The 17,901-nt window shown below is 70.7% G+C and carries 17 protein-coding genes; 3 read left to right on the top strand and 14 right to left on the bottom strand.

Features of this window, described 5'->3' with window-relative positions; all coding sequences use genetic code 11:
• The 5 genes from FXF68_RS40105 to FXF68_RS40085 are packed head-to-tail and all read right to left on the bottom strand — an operon-like array spanning position 1 to position 5,550.
• On the bottom strand, positions 1-393 hold the full coding sequence (locus tag FXF68_RS40105) for a hypothetical protein (RefSeq protein WP_148768058.1): 393 nt from the start codon (positions 391-393) through the stop codon (positions 1-3).
• The gene (locus FXF68_RS40100; protein ID WP_148768057.1) at positions 390-1,592 is read right to left on the bottom strand and encodes an acyl-CoA dehydrogenase family protein; all 1,203 of its coding nucleotides are present in this window, start codon (positions 1,590-1,592) and stop codon (positions 390-392) included. The genes FXF68_RS40105 and FXF68_RS40100 overlap by 4 nt, the downstream gene beginning before the upstream one ends.
• Positions 1,579-3,507 (bottom strand): primary-amine oxidase, encoded by a 1,929-nt coding sequence (locus FXF68_RS40095; RefSeq protein WP_148768056.1) that lies wholly within the window; start codon positions 3,505-3,507, stop codon positions 1,579-1,581. The genes FXF68_RS40100 and FXF68_RS40095 overlap by 14 nt, the downstream gene beginning before the upstream one ends.
• Positions 3,508-3,539: 32 nt before the next feature.
• Positions 3,540-4,991 (bottom strand): aldehyde dehydrogenase family protein, encoded by a 1,452-nt coding sequence (locus FXF68_RS40090; protein WP_148768055.1) that lies wholly within the window; start codon positions 4,989-4,991, stop codon positions 3,540-3,542.
• Positions 4,992-5,028: 37 nt separating this feature from the next.
• Positions 5,029-5,550 (bottom strand): flavin reductase family protein, encoded by a 522-nt coding sequence (locus FXF68_RS40085; protein WP_222870325.1) that lies wholly within the window; start codon positions 5,548-5,550, stop codon positions 5,029-5,031.
• Positions 5,551-5,622: 72 nt separating this feature from the next.
• Here FXF68_RS40085 and FXF68_RS40080 point away from each other — a divergent pair, with 72 nt between their 5' ends.
• Positions 5,623-6,309 (top strand): GntR family transcriptional regulator, encoded by a 687-nt coding sequence (locus FXF68_RS40080; RefSeq protein WP_148768054.1) that lies wholly within the window; start codon positions 5,623-5,625, stop codon positions 6,307-6,309.
• Between the two features lie 16 nt (positions 6,310-6,325).
• Here the strand turns inward: FXF68_RS40080 and FXF68_RS40075 are convergent, their stop codons facing one another.
• The 9 genes from FXF68_RS40075 to FXF68_RS40035 all read right to left on the bottom strand — a co-directional run bounded on the left by FXF68_RS40075 (position 6,326) and on the right by FXF68_RS40035 (position 15,371).
• Complete coding sequence (locus FXF68_RS40075; RefSeq protein ID WP_148768053.1) at positions 6,326-7,531, bottom strand: ABC transporter substrate-binding protein; 1,206 nt, start codon at positions 7,529-7,531, stop codon at positions 6,326-6,328.
• 9 nt (positions 7,532-7,540) lie between these two features.
• Entirely contained in the window at positions 7,541-8,455 is a 915-nt protein-coding gene (locus tag FXF68_RS40070) for a branched-chain amino acid ABC transporter permease (protein ID WP_148768052.1), read from the bottom strand.
• Positions 8,448-9,161 carry an ABC transporter ATP-binding protein gene (locus FXF68_RS40065; protein ID WP_148768051.1) on the bottom strand — a complete coding sequence of 238 codons (714 nt, stop codon included), beginning with the start codon at positions 9,159-9,161 and terminating at the stop codon, positions 8,448-8,450. The genes FXF68_RS40070 and FXF68_RS40065 overlap by 8 nt, the downstream gene beginning before the upstream one ends.
• A gap of 8 nt (positions 9,162-9,169) precedes the next feature.
• Positions 9,170-9,946 carry an ABC transporter ATP-binding protein gene (locus FXF68_RS40060; protein WP_148768050.1) on the bottom strand — a complete coding sequence of 259 codons (777 nt, stop codon included), beginning with the start codon at positions 9,944-9,946 and terminating at the stop codon, positions 9,170-9,172.
• Complete coding sequence (locus FXF68_RS40055) at positions 9,936-10,994, bottom strand: branched-chain amino acid ABC transporter permease (protein ID WP_148768049.1); 1,059 nt, start codon at positions 10,992-10,994, stop codon at positions 9,936-9,938. The genes FXF68_RS40060 and FXF68_RS40055 overlap by 11 nt, the downstream gene beginning before the upstream one ends.
• A gap of 166 nt (positions 10,995-11,160) precedes the next feature.
• Positions 11,161-13,482: an ATP-binding protein gene (locus FXF68_RS40050; protein WP_148768048.1), complete on the bottom strand. Its 2,322-nt coding sequence runs from the start codon at positions 13,480-13,482 to the stop codon at positions 11,161-11,163.
• Positions 13,483-13,648: 166 nt separating this feature from the next.
• Positions 13,649-13,921, bottom strand: coding sequence for a histidine kinase dimerization/phospho-acceptor domain-containing protein (locus FXF68_RS40045; RefSeq protein ID WP_187438359.1), 273 nt, complete (start codon positions 13,919-13,921; stop codon positions 13,649-13,651).
• A 287-nt stretch (positions 13,922-14,208) separates the two neighbouring features.
• The gene (locus FXF68_RS40040; protein WP_148768046.1) at positions 14,209-14,673 is read right to left on the bottom strand and encodes an Lrp/AsnC family transcriptional regulator; all 465 of its coding nucleotides are present in this window, start codon (positions 14,671-14,673) and stop codon (positions 14,209-14,211) included.
• Between the two features lie 119 nt (positions 14,674-14,792).
• Positions 14,793-15,371, bottom strand: coding sequence for a sigma-70 family RNA polymerase sigma factor (locus tag FXF68_RS40035; RefSeq protein ID WP_281292267.1), 579 nt, complete (start codon positions 15,369-15,371; stop codon positions 14,793-14,795).
• Positions 15,372-15,848: 477 nt separating this feature from the next.
• Between FXF68_RS40035 and FXF68_RS40030 the strand changes: the two genes are divergently transcribed.
• Together FXF68_RS40030 and FXF68_RS40025 are read left to right on the top strand one after the other, a co-directional pair.
• Positions 15,849-16,163, top strand: a complete 315-nt coding sequence (locus FXF68_RS40030) for a hypothetical protein (protein WP_148768045.1) — start codon at positions 15,849-15,851, stop codon at positions 16,161-16,163.
• A complete protein-coding gene (locus FXF68_RS40025) occupies positions 16,153-17,889 on the top strand; it encodes a hypothetical protein (RefSeq protein WP_148768044.1) in 1,737 nt (578 codons plus the stop codon). Before FXF68_RS40030 ends, FXF68_RS40025 begins: the two co-directional genes overlap by 11 nt.
• Positions 17,890-17,901: the final 12 nt, after the last annotated feature.

Genomic DNA, 17,901 nt, shown 5'->3' with positions numbered 1-17,901 from the left:
TCAGCCCCTCCGGTACGCGTCTGCCAGTGCGTCACCAAGTCGCCAGATGGTCTTCCACAGGTCGAGCAGCGCGACGGGGTCTCCCTCGAAGCGGAGCAGGTGGTACCGCCACGCGCGGTGCAGCCCGCCGTGCAGTCCGTCCAGGATCGGCTTCCACTCGGCCGCCGTGCCGGCGATCCGGATCTGCTTGAGGTCGGCGCCGTCCCGACCGTCGCCGGCCCGCCGGACGGTTCCGCGGTCGACCACCAGCCACAGGTCCGGCCCGGGGGTCTCGCGCAGGCAGATGCGCGCCGACCTCCACCGGTCCAGGTGGGGATCCGTGTTCAGGAGGACGAGGGCCCGGTCCAGCAGATCTCCGGTGAGGTGGTCCGCGGCGGGGACGACGGCGCTCACGACCGGCTCCCGACGGCCTCCGCGGGCAGCGGGTTGACCGGTGCGACCGGGAGCCCGAGCGAGGTCTTCCCGAACAGGTCGAGCGCGTCCAGGTTGTTGTAGGGCTGGATGGTGGCCGCGCGCACGTCCCGGTAGATGCGGGCCAGCGAGGACCGGTTGTAGAACGCCGCGCCGCCGGCGATCGTCATGACCTTCTCCATGATCGCCACCGCGTTGTTGGCGCCCACGTACTTGGCCATCACGGCCCTGCTCATCCCGTTCTGGACGTCGAGTTCGGTGAACAGGCGCCCCCGCGCCATCTCCTGGGCGACGTCGCGGATCGTGGCGCGGGCGGTCTCGGTGAGCACCGTGATCTCCGCCATCAGCGCCTGGACCTGCGGCTGGTCGGCGAGGCCGCGCGGTTCGATGATCTGCCGCCGGAGCCGCTGCACTCCGCCCAGCGCGGTGCCGAGGTAGGTGGCGGCGAACGTCGGCTGCGCCCATCCCCAGACCGTCTTGAGGAGCGTGCCGTCCAGGGTGCCGACGGGATACCGGTGGAAGACCGCCTCATCCGGGACGAAGACGTCGTCGAACAGCACGTCGTTGCTCTGCGTGGCCCGCATGCCGAGCGTGTCCCAGGTGCGCAGGACCTCGATCCCCGGGCTTTCGGCCGGAAGCCGGTAGAAGATGATCTGCGGGCCCGTCTCCGGGTCGTCGAAGCGGGCCATGCTGGAGAAGTGCGTCATCACCGAGGAGCCGGTCCCGAAGATCTTCTTGCCGGTGACCCGGTACCCGCCGTCGACGCGGACGGCCGTGCACCGCGAGTCCCGCAGCAGCGGCGCGCCGGGCTCGGCCGACAGCACGGCGTTGATCACCTTGCCCTCGGCGCAGTCACGGAGCCACTGTTCGAGCCTGGGCTGCGGATCCGACCGCCACATGCTGGCGAGCTGGCCGATCGGCGAGACGTGCATGTTGACCACGAGGGCGGTCGCGGGGCATCCCATGGCCAGCCGTTCCTGCGCGGCGACCAGGTCGTTGAGGTCGGCGCCGAGCCCGCCGAGTTCCTCCGGGACGGTCAGCCGCAGGTATCCGGCTTCGCGCATGCGCTCGAAGTTCTCGAACGGGAAGGTGTTGTCGCGGTCGTGTTCGTCGGCGCGTTCGGCGAAGTCGTCGGCCAGCTCCGCGGCGAGGTGGACGAACCGCTGTTCACGAGTGGTCACAGGAGTCTCCCTGGGCGGTGTGGGCGCATGTCCCGCCGGTCGTGGCCGGGACGTCGAGCGCGGGGTTGCGGTCGAAGAAGCCGACGGGCTTGAGGGTGAATCCGGCGTACTCGACGGGCATCACCGGCCAGTCCTCCGTACGCGGGATGTGGGTGCTGCCGAAGGTGTGCCAGAGCACGAGGTCCTGGTCCTCCAGCGGACGGTCGGCGGCGGTCCACTCGGGCAGTCCGGCGCCACCGGCGTGCTGGTTGGGGTAGTCGCCGGCCGGATAGCGCTCGTCCGGGTGGTAGCGGGTGACCCACAGGTGCCGGGTGGCGAACGCGGCTCGTTTCGCCACCGCGGAGTCCGGATGCGCGAAGAGCGTCGGGCTCGCGTGGGGCATCAGCTTGTAGCCGACCGGCTGGCCGAGCCTGTTGCGGGACCCGGAGTTGGACACCGTCCAGTACCGGCCCGCGGCCGGATCGGCCATGCGCGCCGCCTCCGACTCCCGGGCGATCAGCGTCCTGCGGGGCTGGAACGCGTTGCCGTAGCGGTTGCCGTCTCCCATCGGCAGCGGGGTGATGTCCGTCTCGTGGACGCTGTTCGCGGAGCCGTCCACGTTCATGTCCAGGCGGGCGCAGAAGAGGTGCTGGTGGTAGGGCGCCACCAGGCCCGGGGCGACCTGGGTGCCGAACGGGAAGTCCTCCCCCGCCGCTCCGGTGAACACCACCCCGGTGAGCTTGGCCTCCATCTGGATGGTGCCGTCCTGGTACAGGTACCAGTAGAAGCCGTAGTCGTAGTTGCCGACCGTGGTGAAGAACGAGATCACCAGACGCCGTGACCGGCGGGTCTCGGCGGCGCCGGTGATGACGTCGGTGTGCTTCCAGAGGACGCCGTAGTCCTCCTCGTGCATGCAGACGGCGTTGCGGGCCACGTAGGGACGGCCCTCCGCGTCGGCCAGGACGGCGTCGAAATAGTGGATCTCGCCGAGGCAGTCGCAGCCGAGGACGAGGGAGTTGACGCATGAGCCCAGGGAGTACTCGCCGAGGTCGAAGTAGCTGATCCAGAAGCGGGTGTCGCCCGGGTCGGCGTACGGCACGACCATCTCGGCGATCGACGCCCGGTAGACCACCGGCCGGTCGACGCCGCCGTCCTGGAACGCCAGCTGGTGCAGCACCAGGCCCTCGCGCGCGTTGAACGAGATCCGGAACCGCCAGTTCTCCCAGGTCACCTGGTGCCCTGTGACGGTGAAGCTCGGGCCGTCGGGCTGTGTGATCTCCAGTGGCTTCAGGCTCGTCCGCGCCGGTCCCACCGACGCCTCGTCGAAATTGCCGCACTCGGCCGGGACGGGGACGACGCCGGTGTCGACGAGCCTGATGATCCTGCGCTCGATGACGTCCACGTAGGCGATCAGCCCTTCGACCGGGTGCGCCCACGGGCTGTCGTCCGGGTCGTGACGGACGAAGAACAGCGATCGGAGCACGCGCTTGCCCACCTCGTCCGGGAAGCCGAACTGGCCGGGTGAGAGCGGAGTGACGAACACCAGGTCGAGGTCCTCGACCCCCCGCATGGCCATCGCGTCGCGCCAGGCCTGGTCGGCCTTCACGATCTCTTCGACGTCCGCGTACTCCTGCAACATGATCGGCGCCTGGCCGTAGGGGTGCTCCCGGGTCGGGACCCGGCGCCACGAGAGGAGCTTCCGGTCGGTGAGCGAGACGACCGCGTCGAAGGTGTCCCCGTTCGCGGTGTCGAGCACCACGGCCCGCGCGCGCCGGTCGACCGTCTTTTCACCGCGTTCGACGGCCTCCTTGGGAGGTTCCTCGGGAAGGATCAGCGGGAACCTGGCCCCGGGCGACAGCTTGCCCTCATGGGTGATGATCTCGCGTACCGCGTCGATCTCCTCGGCCGAGAGCGGGTCGAGCGGATGGGTCTCCATGGCGTGGCCTTTCTGGGACGGGTCATCGGGTGTCAGGTGCCGAGGTGCACCCACACGCCCTTGGTCTCGGTGTAGGCGTCGATCGCCTGGGGGCCCATCTCCCGGCCCCAGCCACTGGTCCGGAACCCGCCCCAGGGAGCCGCCGCGTCGGGGACGGGCAGCGCGTTGACGAACACCGCGCCCGCCCTGACCGCGGCCGCCAGGCGGTGGGCCGTACCGAGATCGCGGGTCCAGACCGATGCCGCGAGCCCGTAGTCGGAGTCGTTGGCACGGCCCGCGATCTCCTCCGGGTCGTCATAGGCCAGCACCGACAGGACCGGCCCGAAGATCTCCTCGCGGGCGATCGGCATCGCGTCGGTCACCTCGGCGAACACGGTCGGCCGGTAGAAGTGGCCGCGGGCGAGGGCGCCGTCGGCGCGGGCGCCGCCGGTGACCAGTCGCGCGCCGTCCCGGACGCCGCCGCGTACGTGGTCGTCGACGTGTTCGAGATGCCGGGCCGAGACCAGCGGGCCGAGATCGGTGGCCGGGTCCAGGCCGGGGCCGACACGGAGCGTCCGCGCCGCCGCCGCCAGCGTCTCGACGAACTCGTCCGCGCGGCGTCGGTCCACGTAGATGCGCGAGTAGGCGGCGCAGATCTGCCCGCTGTTGAGCAGGCCGCCCTGCAGGTTCCCCCGGACGGCCGCGCCGAGATCGGCGTCGTGCGCCACGATGCTGGGCGCCTTCCCGCCGAGCTCCAGCGTCACGCGCTTGAGATTGCCCGCCGACGCCCGCACGATCTGCCGCCCGACCTCGGTGGATCCGGTGAAGGACACCTTGTCGACGCGCGGATGGGCGGTCAGCGCGGCGCCCACCTCGGGGCCGCCGGTGAGGAGGTTGACCACGCCGGGCGGGAAGCCCGCCTCATGGAACAGCCGCACCAGGCGCGCGCTGCTCAGCGGGGTCTGCTCGGCCGGCTTGAGGATGACCGGGTTGCCGCAGGCCAGCGCCGGCGCCAGTTTCCAGGAGGCGATGAGCAGCGGGAAGTTCCACGGCGTGATCAGAGCGCAGACGCCGACCGGCTCACGGCGCGTGTAGTGCATGGTGTCGGGCATCGAGATCGGCGTCACCGACCCCTCGATCTTGGTGCACCAGCCCGCGAAATACCGGAAGTGCTCGGCTGCCCCCGGCACGCTGACCGTGCGGGCGATCTCGATCGGCTGGCCCTGGTCGCGCGTCTCCAGCTCGGCGAGCTCGTCGGCGTGCGCGTCGATGAGCTCGGCGACCCGCCACAGCAGCCTGGCGCGGTGCGCCGGGCTCATTCCCGCCCATGCCGGATCCTCGCGAGCGAGGCACGCCGCCTGGACGGCGGCGTCGACGTCGGCGTCGCCCGCCTCGGCGCAGGTGCCGATCACCTCGCCGGTCGCGGGGTCGGTGGTGGTGAACGTCGCGCCGCCGTCCGCCTCGGTCCACGATCCGCCGATGTAGAGCTGCTCGGTGACGGTCATGTCGGTCCTCTCTTCCTCAGATCCTTCTCACACGGCGTCAGGCGACGAGGGTGCACCGTCCGTAGCCGCCGCCGTAGAACAGGAGCGGAGACCCCGGCCGGACCTGGCAGCTGAGCACCCTGCCGATGACGATCTCGTGGTCGCCGCCGCGGTGCACGGTGTCGACCTCGCAGACGATCGAGCCGAGCGCGCCGGGAAGTTCGGGCAGATGGTGCTCGTCCAGCGAGCAGTCCCCGCCGGCGAAATGATCGGCGCCCCGGCGGGCGAACTCCCGGGACACCGCGGCCTGGTTCTCGGCGAGCAGGTTCACCCGGAACATCCCGCGGCCGATCACCGCGCGCGCCGTCCGGCTCGTCGACGCCAGGCAGACCAGGAGCAGTCGGGGGTCGAGCGAGACCGAGGTCAACGCGTTGAGGGTCATTCCGTAGGGCACGCCCTCGTGGAACGTGGTGACGACGGTCACTCCGGTCGGAAACGAACTCATCGCCTCGCGGAACTCCCGCTCCTCGGGCGTTGTCCGCCCTTCGTTGGATGAAGTGGTGCGGCTGACCGATGCCATCGATCCTCCCAAGCGGTATCCAGGCAGTATACAGGGTGCGTCCAGGTGTGCAAGCCTCGGTATACTGGCTGTATGACGATCAACGAACTTGCTGCGGGAAGCGGGTCCCACGAGGAGCCCAACCTGCGTGAACAGGCATATGAGCGGATGCGCGAGCAGATCTTCACCCGCGAGCTGGCGCCGGGGATGCTGCTGTCCGAGGTCCGCCTGGCCAAGGCGTATGGGATCAGCCGCACCCCGGTGCGCGAGGCGATCAAGCAGCTCGCCCAGGCGGGTCTCGTCCGGCTGGTGCCCGGTCGCGGCGCCTTCGTGACCGAGCTCGCGCCGCACGACGTGGTCGAGATCTATGAATTGCGTGAGCAGTTGGAGTGCTACGCGATCCGGATCGGCGCCCGCCGGCTCACCGACGAGCAGATCGCGGAGTTGGAAGTACAGGCCGACGACGCCGACCGGCTGCGCGAGGCCGGCGATCTGAAGGAGGCGTTCGAACTGGCGGTGGCCACCCACCGCCGCTTCACGAGGGCGGCGCGCAACGCCCGCCTGGCCCGGATTCTGGAGCAGTTGGAGGACGAGTCCCGCCGGGTGTCGCATCTGACCTTCACGCACCCGGGCAGGCTCGCGGCGGCGCTGGCGGAGCATCGGGACATCCTCACCGCGCTGCGCGCTCGCGACGGCGACGCCGCCGAGGCCGCGCTGCGCGTCCACCTGCGCGCCGACCGGGACGCGGCGGTGGACCAGTTCGCGCCGGACACGTACTGAACCGATCCGCGCACGATCAACCCGCCGAAGGCGAGGGCGCCGGCGTCTTCTGCGACGAAAGGACCTCGGTGAGTCTGAAGCCCCCGGTGGGCGTCCATCGAACGATCATGCTGGACTCGCCGGCGAGGCCCCGGTGGTCGTCCGGGGAGAAGCAGTACCGGCCGAGCACGCCTTCGTACCCGCAGGTCCTCTCGATGCGCCGGGCGATGGACTTGGCGTCGCCGCTGCCCGCCGCCTTCGCCGCCTGGGCGATGAGCGCGACGGTGTCGGCGACATAGCCCCCGACCGTGTCGGGGCGTCTGCCGCCGTTGGCCTTGGCATAGGCGTCGACGAACTGCTTCGCCTTCGCCGCGCCGGCCATTCCGGACGGCACCTGATCGGGGATCAGGACGGGGCTGGCGTCGGAGTACACGCCGCCCTCGGGCAGATTCGAAGCGGCCAGGTGCGCGAGGTCGTAGTTGACCGAGGCGTGGCCGGCGAACACCGGTTGCGGCATCCGCAGTTGAGCCATGCCCTTGAGGACCGCGATCAGGTTCGCGCCGGATGAGCAGGAGTAGACGACATCGGGTTTCGCCGCGCGAACCTTGGTGAGCTGCGCGGTGAGGTCGGTTTCCCCCTGCTGGAAGGACTCGCTCGCGACGACCTCAAGGCCGTATCTGGGCGCGGCCCGGCTTATGGCGTCCGCATAGCCCTTGCCTCCGGCGTCCGCCGTGTAGACGCAGGCCACCCGCCGCCATCCGCGCTTCTGCATGAACTGCGCGGGCACGTCGCCGACGAGCGTGACCCTCGGAGCGTCGACCAGGAACAGCGACGGCGTGGTGCTCTCGGGAAACGGCGTGATGCAGAACATGGGGGTACGGGCCGCGTCGCTGAGCCGGTGCGCCGGATCGCACAACTGCGTCGGGGTCGGCCCGACGATCGCCGACACCTTGTCCCGGAGGTACTCGCGTGTGATCTTCACGGCGGTGTCCGGGCTCGTCCGGGAGTCCTCGACGCGCGTCCGCAGCCGTATGCCGGTGTCGCGCTCGGCCTGGGCGACGGCGAGGGCGAACGCCTGCCGCTCCGCGGCGCCGACCGGCGCGAAGGGCCCGGTGAGGTCGAACATCGCGCCGATGTACACGGAATTCTTGTCCTTCTGCGCCGCCGGTTGACCGGCCGCGGAGCAGCCGACCGCGCCGGCGACCACGGAGGCGCCTACGGCCAGCAGGGCGATTCGAGACATGACCGACTCCTAATCTGTGGCGGGGTGAGAGGACACGGGAGCCTCGCGCCGATCATCGGAGATGCGGACGCGACCGACCCGCCGCAGGCGGATCGAGTCTTTGCCGAGCAGGACCAGCAACAGGAGGGCCAGGGACACGACGTCTTTGAGGTCGGAGGAGATATAGCCCGCCGTGAGGGACTCCGTGAGCCCCAAGAAGAGTCCTGCCACCGTCGCGCCGAGAAAGCCCCAGCCGCCGAGGGCGGCGGCTATGAAGCCCTTGAGCGACAACAGGAACCCCGACGCGGGCGCCATCGCGGCGACGGGTCCGAGGAGGACCCCCGACAGCGCCCCGAGGGCCGCGGCGATGACGAGGCCGATCGTCCGGACCGCGGTCGGGTGGATCCCCACCAGCATGGCCCCGGTGGGATTCTGCGCGCAGGCGCGCATGGCCTTGCCCCAGCGGGATCGTCCGGCGAGCACGAGCGCGGTGATGAGGACGGCGGTGGCACCGACGATGAGGAGTTGCTGACGCTGCAGACTGGCCCCGAGGAACGAGACCGGCGGGCCTGCCACGGCCGGGGCGAGCTGCCGCGGCTCCGGCCCGAACCCGAGGCTCAGCAGCTCCTCCATCACGAACGCGAGGGCGAGCATGACCAGGGTGCCGCTGAGTTCGGTCTGCCGCGGGACGCGCCGCAGGATCAGGACGTCCGCGGCGAGCGTCACCGCTCCCGCCGACGCGACCACCACGACGACGGCGGGCGCCGGCGGCCAGCCGCGCTCGGTCAGGGCGTTCGTCCCGAGGACTCCCAGCACGACCATGCAGCCGCTGACGAAGAACAACTGGCCGGACACCTTCCGCACCAGCGCCCAGGTCAGCGACAGCAGCGCGTAGGCGGCACCGGCGATCACGCCGGTGATCAGGAATTGGGCGGTCTCAGCCACTGCCCCGTCCTCCCAGGTAGGCGTGGATCACCATCGGGTCGTCCAGCAGCGTTGACGCGGCGCCGGTGACCGCGATCCGGCCTCGCCGGAGCACCGCCGCCCGGTCGCCGACTCCCAGGGCGAGCGCGGCGTTCTGCTCGATGAGGACGATTCCGATCCCGTCATCGGCGAGCGCGCGCAGGGCCTTCAGGATCTGCCTGGTCATGCCGGGCGAGAGCCCGAGCGAGGGCTCGTCCAGCACGAGGAAGCGCGGGTCGGCCATCAGCGCGCGGCCGATCGCGGTCATCTGCTGCTCGCCGCCCGACAGTGTCCCCGCGGACCGCCGGAGCAGGGCCGCCAGCGGCGGGAAGATCTCCACGACCAGGGACAGCCGGTCCAGGGCGTGCCGACGGCCGTGGCGGAACCCGCCGAGTTCGAGGTTGTCGGCTACGGTCAGGCCGCCGAACAGGCCGCGGTCCTCAGGCACCAGGGCGATGCCTCGGCGCACCCGCTGCGACGGGGAGAGACCGTCCAGCCGGTTCCCGCCGTCCGTGACCGAACCGGAGCGCGGCTTCAGCAGGCCGGCCACGCAGCGCGCGAGAGTGGTCTTCCCGGCCCCGTTGGAACCGAGAAGGCAGACGATCTCACCGCCGCCGACGCTCAGGTCGATGCCGTGCAGGACGTCCGCCGCCCCGTACCCGGCGACCAGATCACTGATACGCAGCACGGGGGCGCTCATAGCGGCGTCCCGAGGTAGGCGTCGACCACGGCCGGGTGGTCGCGGACCACCGCGGGCGGCCCGGACGCGGCCACCTCGCCGCCGGCGAGGACGAGCACCTCGTCGCACAGCTCCATGATCAGTTCGAGGTGGTGCTCGACGATCAGCAGCCCGACGTCCCCGGCCGCGACCTGGCGCAGCGCGTCCGCCAGGGCGCCGGTCTCGGTGTCGTCGAGCCCGGCCGCGGGCTCGTCGAGCAGCACGAACCGCGGGTCGCCGGCCAGCCCGCGGGCCACCGACACCAGCCGCTGCTGACCCGTCGTGAGCGCGTGCGCCGGCGTGCCGGCCAGGTGGCCGCATCCGACGAGGTCCAGCGCGCGCATGGCGCACTCGCGGAGCCGGAGCTCCTCGTGCCGGACGGACGGCGGCCGCAGCGCGGCGGCCACGATGCCCACCCGCCCGCGGACGTGCGCACCCACGAGGACGTTGTCGAGGACCGTGAGGTGTTCGAGCAGCCGGGCGTGCTGGAACGTCCGCGACAGCCCGCTGCGGCACAGGTCATCGGGTGATCGGCCGGTCGCCCGGGAGCCGTTCAGCCAGATGTCCCCGCCGTCCGGCGCGAGAACCCCGGTCACACAGTTGATCAGGGTGGACTTGCCCGCGCCGTTGGGGCCGATCAGCCCGACCACGCGGCCCGGGTCCAGCCGGAAGCCCACGTCGCGGAGCACCTGGAGACCGCCGAAGCTTCGACAGAGCCGGGCGACGGTCAGCCCGTGTCGTTCGTCACCGCTCATCGGCGGTCCTTTCCGAGGGTCCGGTCGTCACGACGGACCGCGAGGGGTGTGCCAGGGGCCCGAGTCGCCACAGGCGTCCGAGTCCGGTGCCGGCCGCCGCCACGAGGCCCTGCGGAAGGAACCCGGCGAAGACCAGCAGCAGCAGCGGTGTGAGGAGTGCCTCCCGGTCCGAACCGAGGTCCACGGCCTCGGGCAGGACCTGCAGCACCACGAGCCCGACGACCCCGCCCCAGGGGCTTCTGGGACCGCCGACGATCACGGCCGCGAGCAGGACGATCGACTGCCCGACCGAGAACTGCTCGGGCGTCAGGAACTGGTTGTAGTACGCGTACAGCCCCCCGGACAGCCCCGAGCACAGGCCGCTGATCACGAAGGCCGTGCTCTTGGCCTTCGTCACGCGGACTCCCACCGAGCGGGCCAGGTCCTCCCCGACCGACAGCGCCTCGAAGGAGCGCCCGATACGGCTGCGCTGGACGTTGGCGACCAGCACGCCGGTCACGATCACGGCGGCCCACGCGACCGCGTAGAAGGTCGCCTCACTGGAGACGTCGAGGACTCCCAGGCGCAGACTCCCTTCCATCGCGACCCCGTCGGCTCCGCCGGTGACCGGCTCGGCCAGGACCGCGATCCGCTGGAACATCAGGGCGAGCACGAGAGTGGCGAGCGACAGGTAGAGGCCGCTGAGGCGCAGGAAGGGCGTCAGCGCGCACGCGACCGCACCGCCCGCGACGACCGCGGCGCACAGTGCGAGCTCCGGCGGGGCGCCGAGCCGGACGCTCACCGACGCGGCGGTGAACGCGCCCACCCCGGCCAGCGCGCCCTGCCCCAGGGAGATCAGCCCTGCCCGGCCGACCAGCAACGACAGTCCCACCGCGCTGACGCTGGAGATCGCGACGGGCACCAACAGCGGGATCACCCACGAACCCAGCGCCATCGGAGCGACCGCGGCCATCAGCCCCAGCGCCACCGGCGCCCGCCAGCCCGGCGGCGTCGTCGACGCGGCCGAGCGCCCGCGCCGCCGTGCGGCCAGGCCATCAACTCGGGTCATACATCCAGCCTGTATCCAGGCTGGATACTCTGTCAACCCCGCGATGACGTGCAGATCTGGGCAAGGGGGACCCGGGGTGGGCGAGGTCTCGCCCCTCCCCCGTACCGAGTCGCGCCGTCGCCACCGGCCCGGGGGACGAAAACGAGAACCGCGGTCGTGATCTTCTTCAGGTCCCGCTGTTCCTCGTGGCCCAGGAGGCGATCTGCGCCCGAGAAACGAAGCCCAGTTTCTCCAGGATGTGTTCGACGTGACCTTCGGCGGTGCGTTGGGCGATCACCAGGGTCGCCGCGATCTCCTTGTTGGTCATTCCCTGAGCGACCAGGTCGGCGACCTGCTGTTCCCGGGAGGTGAGGGCCGGCCGGGGGCCGGACGTCCGCCGAGACCGTCGCGCGTTCTCATTCAACGCGTAGCCGATCGCCTCGTCGGGCCCGAGCGCGGCGCCACGCTGGAAAGCCGCGACGAAAGCCCCTTCACCGAGCGTTTCGCGGAGCTGCGAATCGCAGGGCTCGTGGAAGTCCACGAATGGCGGGGTCTCGGGCATCGAGGTGCCCAGCGAACGCCAGAGCATTTGCGCCGCGCCGAGAAGCGTGGCCGCGTGTTCATGCTGCCCGTTGGCCGACGCGATCCAGGCCAGCACTTCCACGCACTGAGCCGTGTTCCACCGGTCATTGCTGTGCCGCTGGAGCCGCAGGCTCTCCCCGATCGTCGCGGCGGCTTCGGTGAGGTCGCCGCGACGATACCGGGTGAAGCCGAGCGCCCACAGCGCGAGAGGCCGGTACAGATGCGTACCGTGCTCCTCGCAGATTGCGAGGGACTCCTCGCAGAACCTCTCGGCGCGGTCGGTCTCCCCGGACGCGGAGGCGGCCAGGGCCATGCGATACAGCGTCACCGCGCGGGTGCCCGGAGGCTCACCGATCCCGTGATAGCGGCGTACCGCCTCTTCCTGGAGCGCGATCGCTCTGGCGTAGTTTCCCCGGAACAGTTCGACGACGCCGAACAGCTCCGTGACATGCGCCTCCGCGGACGGGTCACCGAGTTCCTCCGCGAGAGCGGCACAATCCCGCAAAAGCAGTTCGGCCCCGGACAAGTCACTCTGCAAAAGGGCGAGCCGTCCGGCGACCCACAACGCCCTCGCCCGCTCCGCCGTCGGCGCCGGATCTTGTTCGAGCGCCAGCTTCAGCCAGTGAAGCCCCTCACCCAAAATGCCGTAGTAAATCCAGTAGGGCCAGTTCGCGGTGACCATGTGGAACACGGTCCGCGCCCCGCCGGGCTCGGTCAGGCAAAAATCCATGGCCGCCCTGACATTGGCATGGTCCAGGCGGAGTCGCGCATACCACCGCAACTGGTCGGGGCCGAACCGCGCCTCTTCCGAGCGCATGACCACCCGGAGGTAATGGTCGCGGTGCCGACGGCCGAGCGTCGTCTCCTGACCGGACTCGACCAGCATCATCCGGCCGTACTGACGAATCGTCTCCAGCATCCGGTAGCGCGCGCCGTCCCCGCGATCGTCCCGCAGGACCAGCGACTTATCGACCAGGGCGGCCACCAGATCGAAGACGTCCTCGGACGCGATGGCCTCACCGCGGCAGACCTGTTCCGCGGCCGCCAGGTCGAATCCCCCGGAAAAGGTCGACAGCCGGGCCCACAGCGTCCGCTCGCCGGGCGAGCACAGGTCACGGCTCCAGTCGACCGTCGCCCGCAGCGTCTGCTGGCGCGGCATCGCCGTGCGGCTGCCACGTGTCAGCAGCCCGAAACGATCGTCCAGGCGGTCGATGATCTGCTCCGTCGACAGCGACCGCAGCCGCACCGCCGCCAACTCGATCGCGAGCGGAATCCCGTCCAACCGCCGGCACAGGCGCGCCACCGCCTCCCGGTCGGCCTCGCCGAACACGAGGCCCGGCACGGCCTCCGACGCCCGCTCCATGAACAGCCGCACGGCCTCGGACTCGTCGAGGCGGCGCGCCGACAGGGGCTCGTCGGACGCCGGGAGGGACATCGGGGGCACGTCAAGGACGGTCTCGCCCCCGACTCCGAGCGGCTGCCGGCTGGTCACCAGGACGCGCACATTGGCGGCCGCGCCGAGCAGCCCGCCGACGAACGCCGCGGACGCCTCCAGCAGGTGCTCGCAGTTGTCCAGCACGATGAGCAGCCGCTTGTCGGAGACGAAGTCCACCAGCGCGTTCAGCGACGGCCGGACCGACCAGTCCGCCAACCCCAGCGCCGCGGCGACCGTCGAGGCCAGCAGGTCGCCGTCCCGCAGCGGCGCCAGGTCCACCAGCCACACCCCGTCGGGAAACGTGCGCCGCACGTCGGCGGCCACCCGTCGCGCCAAGCGAGTCTTGCCGACTCCGCCCGCGCCGACGAACGTCAGTAGCCGCGTACGACCCAGCAGGCGACGCGCCTCCGACGACTCCCTCCGGCGGCCCACGAAGCTCGTCACCTCGACCGGAAGATCGCCACGGTATCGAGGTGTCGCGCGCACAGACATCTCGCCACCAGCCTACGCCCGATCGGTATACCCCCAGGTCAACCCCGGTTCCCGAGCCGAGCGGCGGCGCGCCCGCGCCGACCGGGGCCGGCGACCGGGACGGCCTTGGATCCGCCCCCGGCGGCGAGTACCGCCGAGAGGACGGGACGTCTTCACCTCGTACCGCTCAGAGGCCGGGCGGGCCTGGTTCCCGACGCTCCAGCCCGCGGTGCTGCCCGCGCGGCTGGCCGGAAGCATCCCGTTGGAGCAGCCAGAGCAGAGCGATCACCGTGTGTTCCAGGCGCTCAACGCTCCGCAGCATTTCCGTCAGGGCCGCGAAGGGGTCAGCGGTGTCCCTGTGGATCAGCGCTTCCTCCAACTCCAGCCGGAGCGCGGCAAGCGGCGTGCGCAGCTCGTGCGCGGCCTGGCCGGCGAATCGGCGCCGCCTTTCGGCCCACACCCGCTCTCCGGCACCCGCACCGGCCTCACAAGCGGGACTCGCGCCGCAGCAGCAGGCTCCCGGCCCCGGTTCGATCGTCGAAGTGGTCGACATCATCAGTCTCTTTCCACATGGGCGCTGGTCGGTCCATCACCCACTCTCGCCTCCACCGGCACCCACGACACCGGGAAGACCACCCATCCAGGTACCTGTCCGGTGCTCTCATCGGAGTTCGCGAACGCCCGACCGACGCCCCGCCCGGCCGACGCCCGGGGCCCCGGTTCCGGAGGCGGAGACGCTCGGCGGGCCTACGCTCGTGGGCGTTCCAGCAGCCGGGAAAGGACGACGGTGCTGCGGGTCCGTAGCACGAGAGGTTCACTCCGAATCCGTTCCAGGGCCGCTTCCAGATGCTGAGTGTCGGCGGCGAGCAACCGAACGATCGCGTCGGGCTCGCCCACGACGGTGCAGAGGTCGGCGATCTCCGGATGCCTCTCCAAAGTGCTGAGAATATCGTCCGACGAGATCTTTCCCGCGCAGTAGATTTCGACGAACACCTCCGTCCGCCAGCCGAGGACGTCGAGGTCCACGACAGCGGTGAAACCCCGGATGACGCCCACTTCGCGCAGCCTGTCCACCCGGCGTTTCACGGCCGGCGCGGAAAGCCCGAGCTCGTCTCCTATATCGGCATACGTCGTTCTGGCGTCATCCACCAGGCGCGCGATGACTTTCTCGTCGATGTCGTCCCGTTCTGCATGCACGGCCGCTTCCTCCATGACTCTGCATTCTTATACGGGAGCACGTTCGAGAAGCCTCCTGGGGATCAACGCCGCCGACATTTCCCAGGGGACCGGGAGGGCAGGCAAAAACGGTCACCCAAAAAGCGCTGCTCGGCCTATTCTTCGCCGTGGGTAGCCAGAGCATTGCGCAGCGCGCGCAGGGCGTAGTGGGTCCGTGACTTGACCGTGCCCTGAGGGATCTGGAACTGCTTCGCCACCTCCGCGACCGAGCGGTTCCGGTAGTAGACCTCGATGAGCATGCTGCTGTGCAGCTCGGGCAGGGATTTCAGCGCCTCGACGACCACGATGGAATCGACGACCCGATCGGAGTGATCGCCGCCGGCGACGGAGCCGCCGACGGAGCCGCCAACCGAGGCGGCCTCGGGCAGTTCGGGCACTTCCAGCGGCCGGGTCGCCTGCCGCCGGGCCCGGTCGAACGCCAGGTTGCGCAGGATCGTCAGCAGCCAGCCCGTGAGCGGGATGGTGGCGGTGGCCACGATATGGACGTGCTTCCACGCTCGGATCAGCGTCTCCTGTACCAGGTCCTCGGCCGCGGCCCGGTCCCCGGTCAGGCGTGTCGCGTAGGCGAGCAGCATCCTGCCGTACTCGTCGTGGATGCCCCTGATCAGTTGCTCGTCCCGTGCCGCGTCGCGCTCGTATGAGTTTTCCTGAATCGGGCAGGCTACCGCCGTCACCGTTCCTCCATTGATATCGCGGGCACCGGGTCCTGCATTCGACCGCGGCACGCCCGGAGCCGACCGATGATCTCGTGCCGACCACCCGTACGAGCAATGTCGAAGGAACGGTTCAAGGTTTCCAGAATTCTTGGAAAAGCGTTCCTGGAGCGGGTCGAGGTAACGCCGGCGAGGGCCGACGCCATTACCGGCGTCGGCCCTCGCTTGCCTTCCCACCTGCGGGGTCACGGGAAGGCGGCGCACCGGAGGGGACGTCGGAGCGGCGCGCCACGGGACCCATGATATGCAGCGGCCCACCCGGTCTCCGCGGCTCGACGTTGCATATCGGGAGCGATCTGTTGCGTGTTTTCAGAAGCGCGGCGACCGGACGTCCATTACGCCGCGGCGAGCGTACGATAATTGTCACTGGAAACGTTTGTCGAAGTCCGGCGCGGCAGCGAGCGGTCCGCCGGGCGGCACAGCGAAGGAGACCGCGTCATGGCTGGGAACCTGTCCGTCGATCCGGCGGGGTTCGGAGCGCTGTCGGCGTCGCTGCACGGGAGCGCGGCGACACTCCACCAACAGGCCGCACGGCTCACCACCGGGACCGGCGCCGCCTACGGCGAGACCGACGCCGGCGCGGAGGCCGAACGCGAGCACCAAGCCCTGGTCTGGGGCATGCACGACCACCTGCGGGACATGGGGGATCTGCTGGCGGAGTCCGGCACCGAGGCGGCGCGCACCGCGCGGCGGTACGACGAAGCCGAGCAGGACCGGATGCGGACCGCGACCGTCCTGGCCAATGCCGTCTGACGCCACGGCGCGGGCACTGGCGGCCGTGGGGGTGACGCATCCCGGCGGGAACCCGGCCGCCCAGCGGGAGCAGGCCGGCCATTGGCTGACGCTCGGCGAGCACTTCACCGTGCAGGCCGACCAGGTATCGACCGGGTCCGCGACGCCGCACTGGCAGGCGCCGTCCGCGGAGGGCTTCCAGCAGCACACGCTGAACCTGGCGAACAACCTCCAGGGCACGGCCGCGGTCGCGCAGAGCGTCGGGAACGCGCAGGAACATACCGCCGCGGGACACGACATGGTCCTGCGGATCCTGCGGGAGCTGGGCATCCAGATCGCGATATCGATCGGCTTCATGGCTCTCGCGTCGGTGCTCCCCCACCTGGCCGCCGCCGCGATGGCCGAGCTGACGCTGCTCGCCGAGACGGCGGGACGGGCCGTGCAGATCCTGGTGTCGGTGCTGCGCGCCCTGTCGCGGTTCATGACGCGGGCGCGGCTGTGGCTGGAGCGGCTGGCCAAGCAGACCTGGCGCACGGAAGGGTTCAGCATCAACTGGGGCCGCCCCCTGGTGGACGGCTCCCGCGACTTCGTGACCGACATCGTCACGAACGTCACCTCGTCCAAGATCCTGAACGAGCCGATCGATCCGGCGAAGGTCTTCACCAGCGCGGGCGTCTCCTTCGCCGGGGGCGCGCTGTTCGGCGGGCTCGAGGGCAGCGGCGTCAAGAAGGTCGTCGACCAGGGCGGCAACATCAGGCGGGGAGCGGACGGTCTGCCGGAGTTCAAGACGTTCAGCGACCAGGTCAAGACCGAATTGAAGAAGATCGGGCCGCCGCCGCGGCCGCGGCCGGACGGCGGGCCCGTCGTGCCGCTGCCGGCGGCCGCGGCGGCCCGGCAGCGGGCGGCGCGGGCCGAGGCCGCCGCCCGGGCCGCCGGCCTGCTCGACCCGGTCGCGGCGCGGCGGGCGCTGGCCCAGGCGGGGAACGCGCGGCGGGCCCAGCGCCAGGCCCTCGCCGCGCGGCGCGACGCCCAACTGGAGTTCGAGCAGGCCGAGACGGCGTTCAACCGGGTCGACGATTTCATCGGCCGCGGCTGGATGCCCGAAGCGGCGGGCGAGGACGCCGCGCAGCGGCTGCTGAACGCCGACACGGCCCTGGCGCGGGCCCGTACCGCGCAGGCCACGGCGGACGCCACGTTCGGCCAGGCGCGCCGGGGCGAGCGCATCGTCGAGGAGCTGGACAACGCCCGGGACGCCCTTCGCACGGTGTCCCCCGTCCGCCGTTTCCAGGAGCACTGGCGCCACAACATGTGGAACGAGGGGGTGCCCACCGGCTACGAGGAGGTCATCGCCGCCGGCCGGCGTGTGCTGAAGCCGAACGCGTGGGAGCCGACGAACCTCGTCGGCTTCGGCGCGCAGCCGTTGAAGGGGTTCTCCTCCCCGAAGCCCTGGCAGGAATGGCTGATCTACGACGGGACCAAGGACTTCATGAAGTCCTTCGTCAACGACACCGTCAAGAACGCGATCGACTTCGCCCAGCACGGCGGCGACCCCAACGCCATCTGGAAGAAGGCGCTGCTCTCGGGCGCGTTCGCGGGCGGGCGCGGGGTGTTCAACGGCTTCGGCGCCAACGTCTACTACCCGAAGGTCGGCCTGGAGGAGCAGTTCTGGAAGATCGGGACCAAGGGCCTCGACGTGACCATCAGGAACGGCTACATCGAGCCGCTGGTCAACCCGTCCGACAAGTGAGCCGCCTGAACC

Source organism: Actinomadura decatromicini (genome assembly GCF_008121305.1).
GTDB classification, from domain to species: Bacteria; Actinomycetota; Actinomycetes; order Streptosporangiales; family Streptosporangiaceae; genus Spirillospora; species Spirillospora syzygii.
Note: the sequence above shows the minus strand (reverse complement) of the source record. Positions and strands in the feature narration are given on the sequence as shown.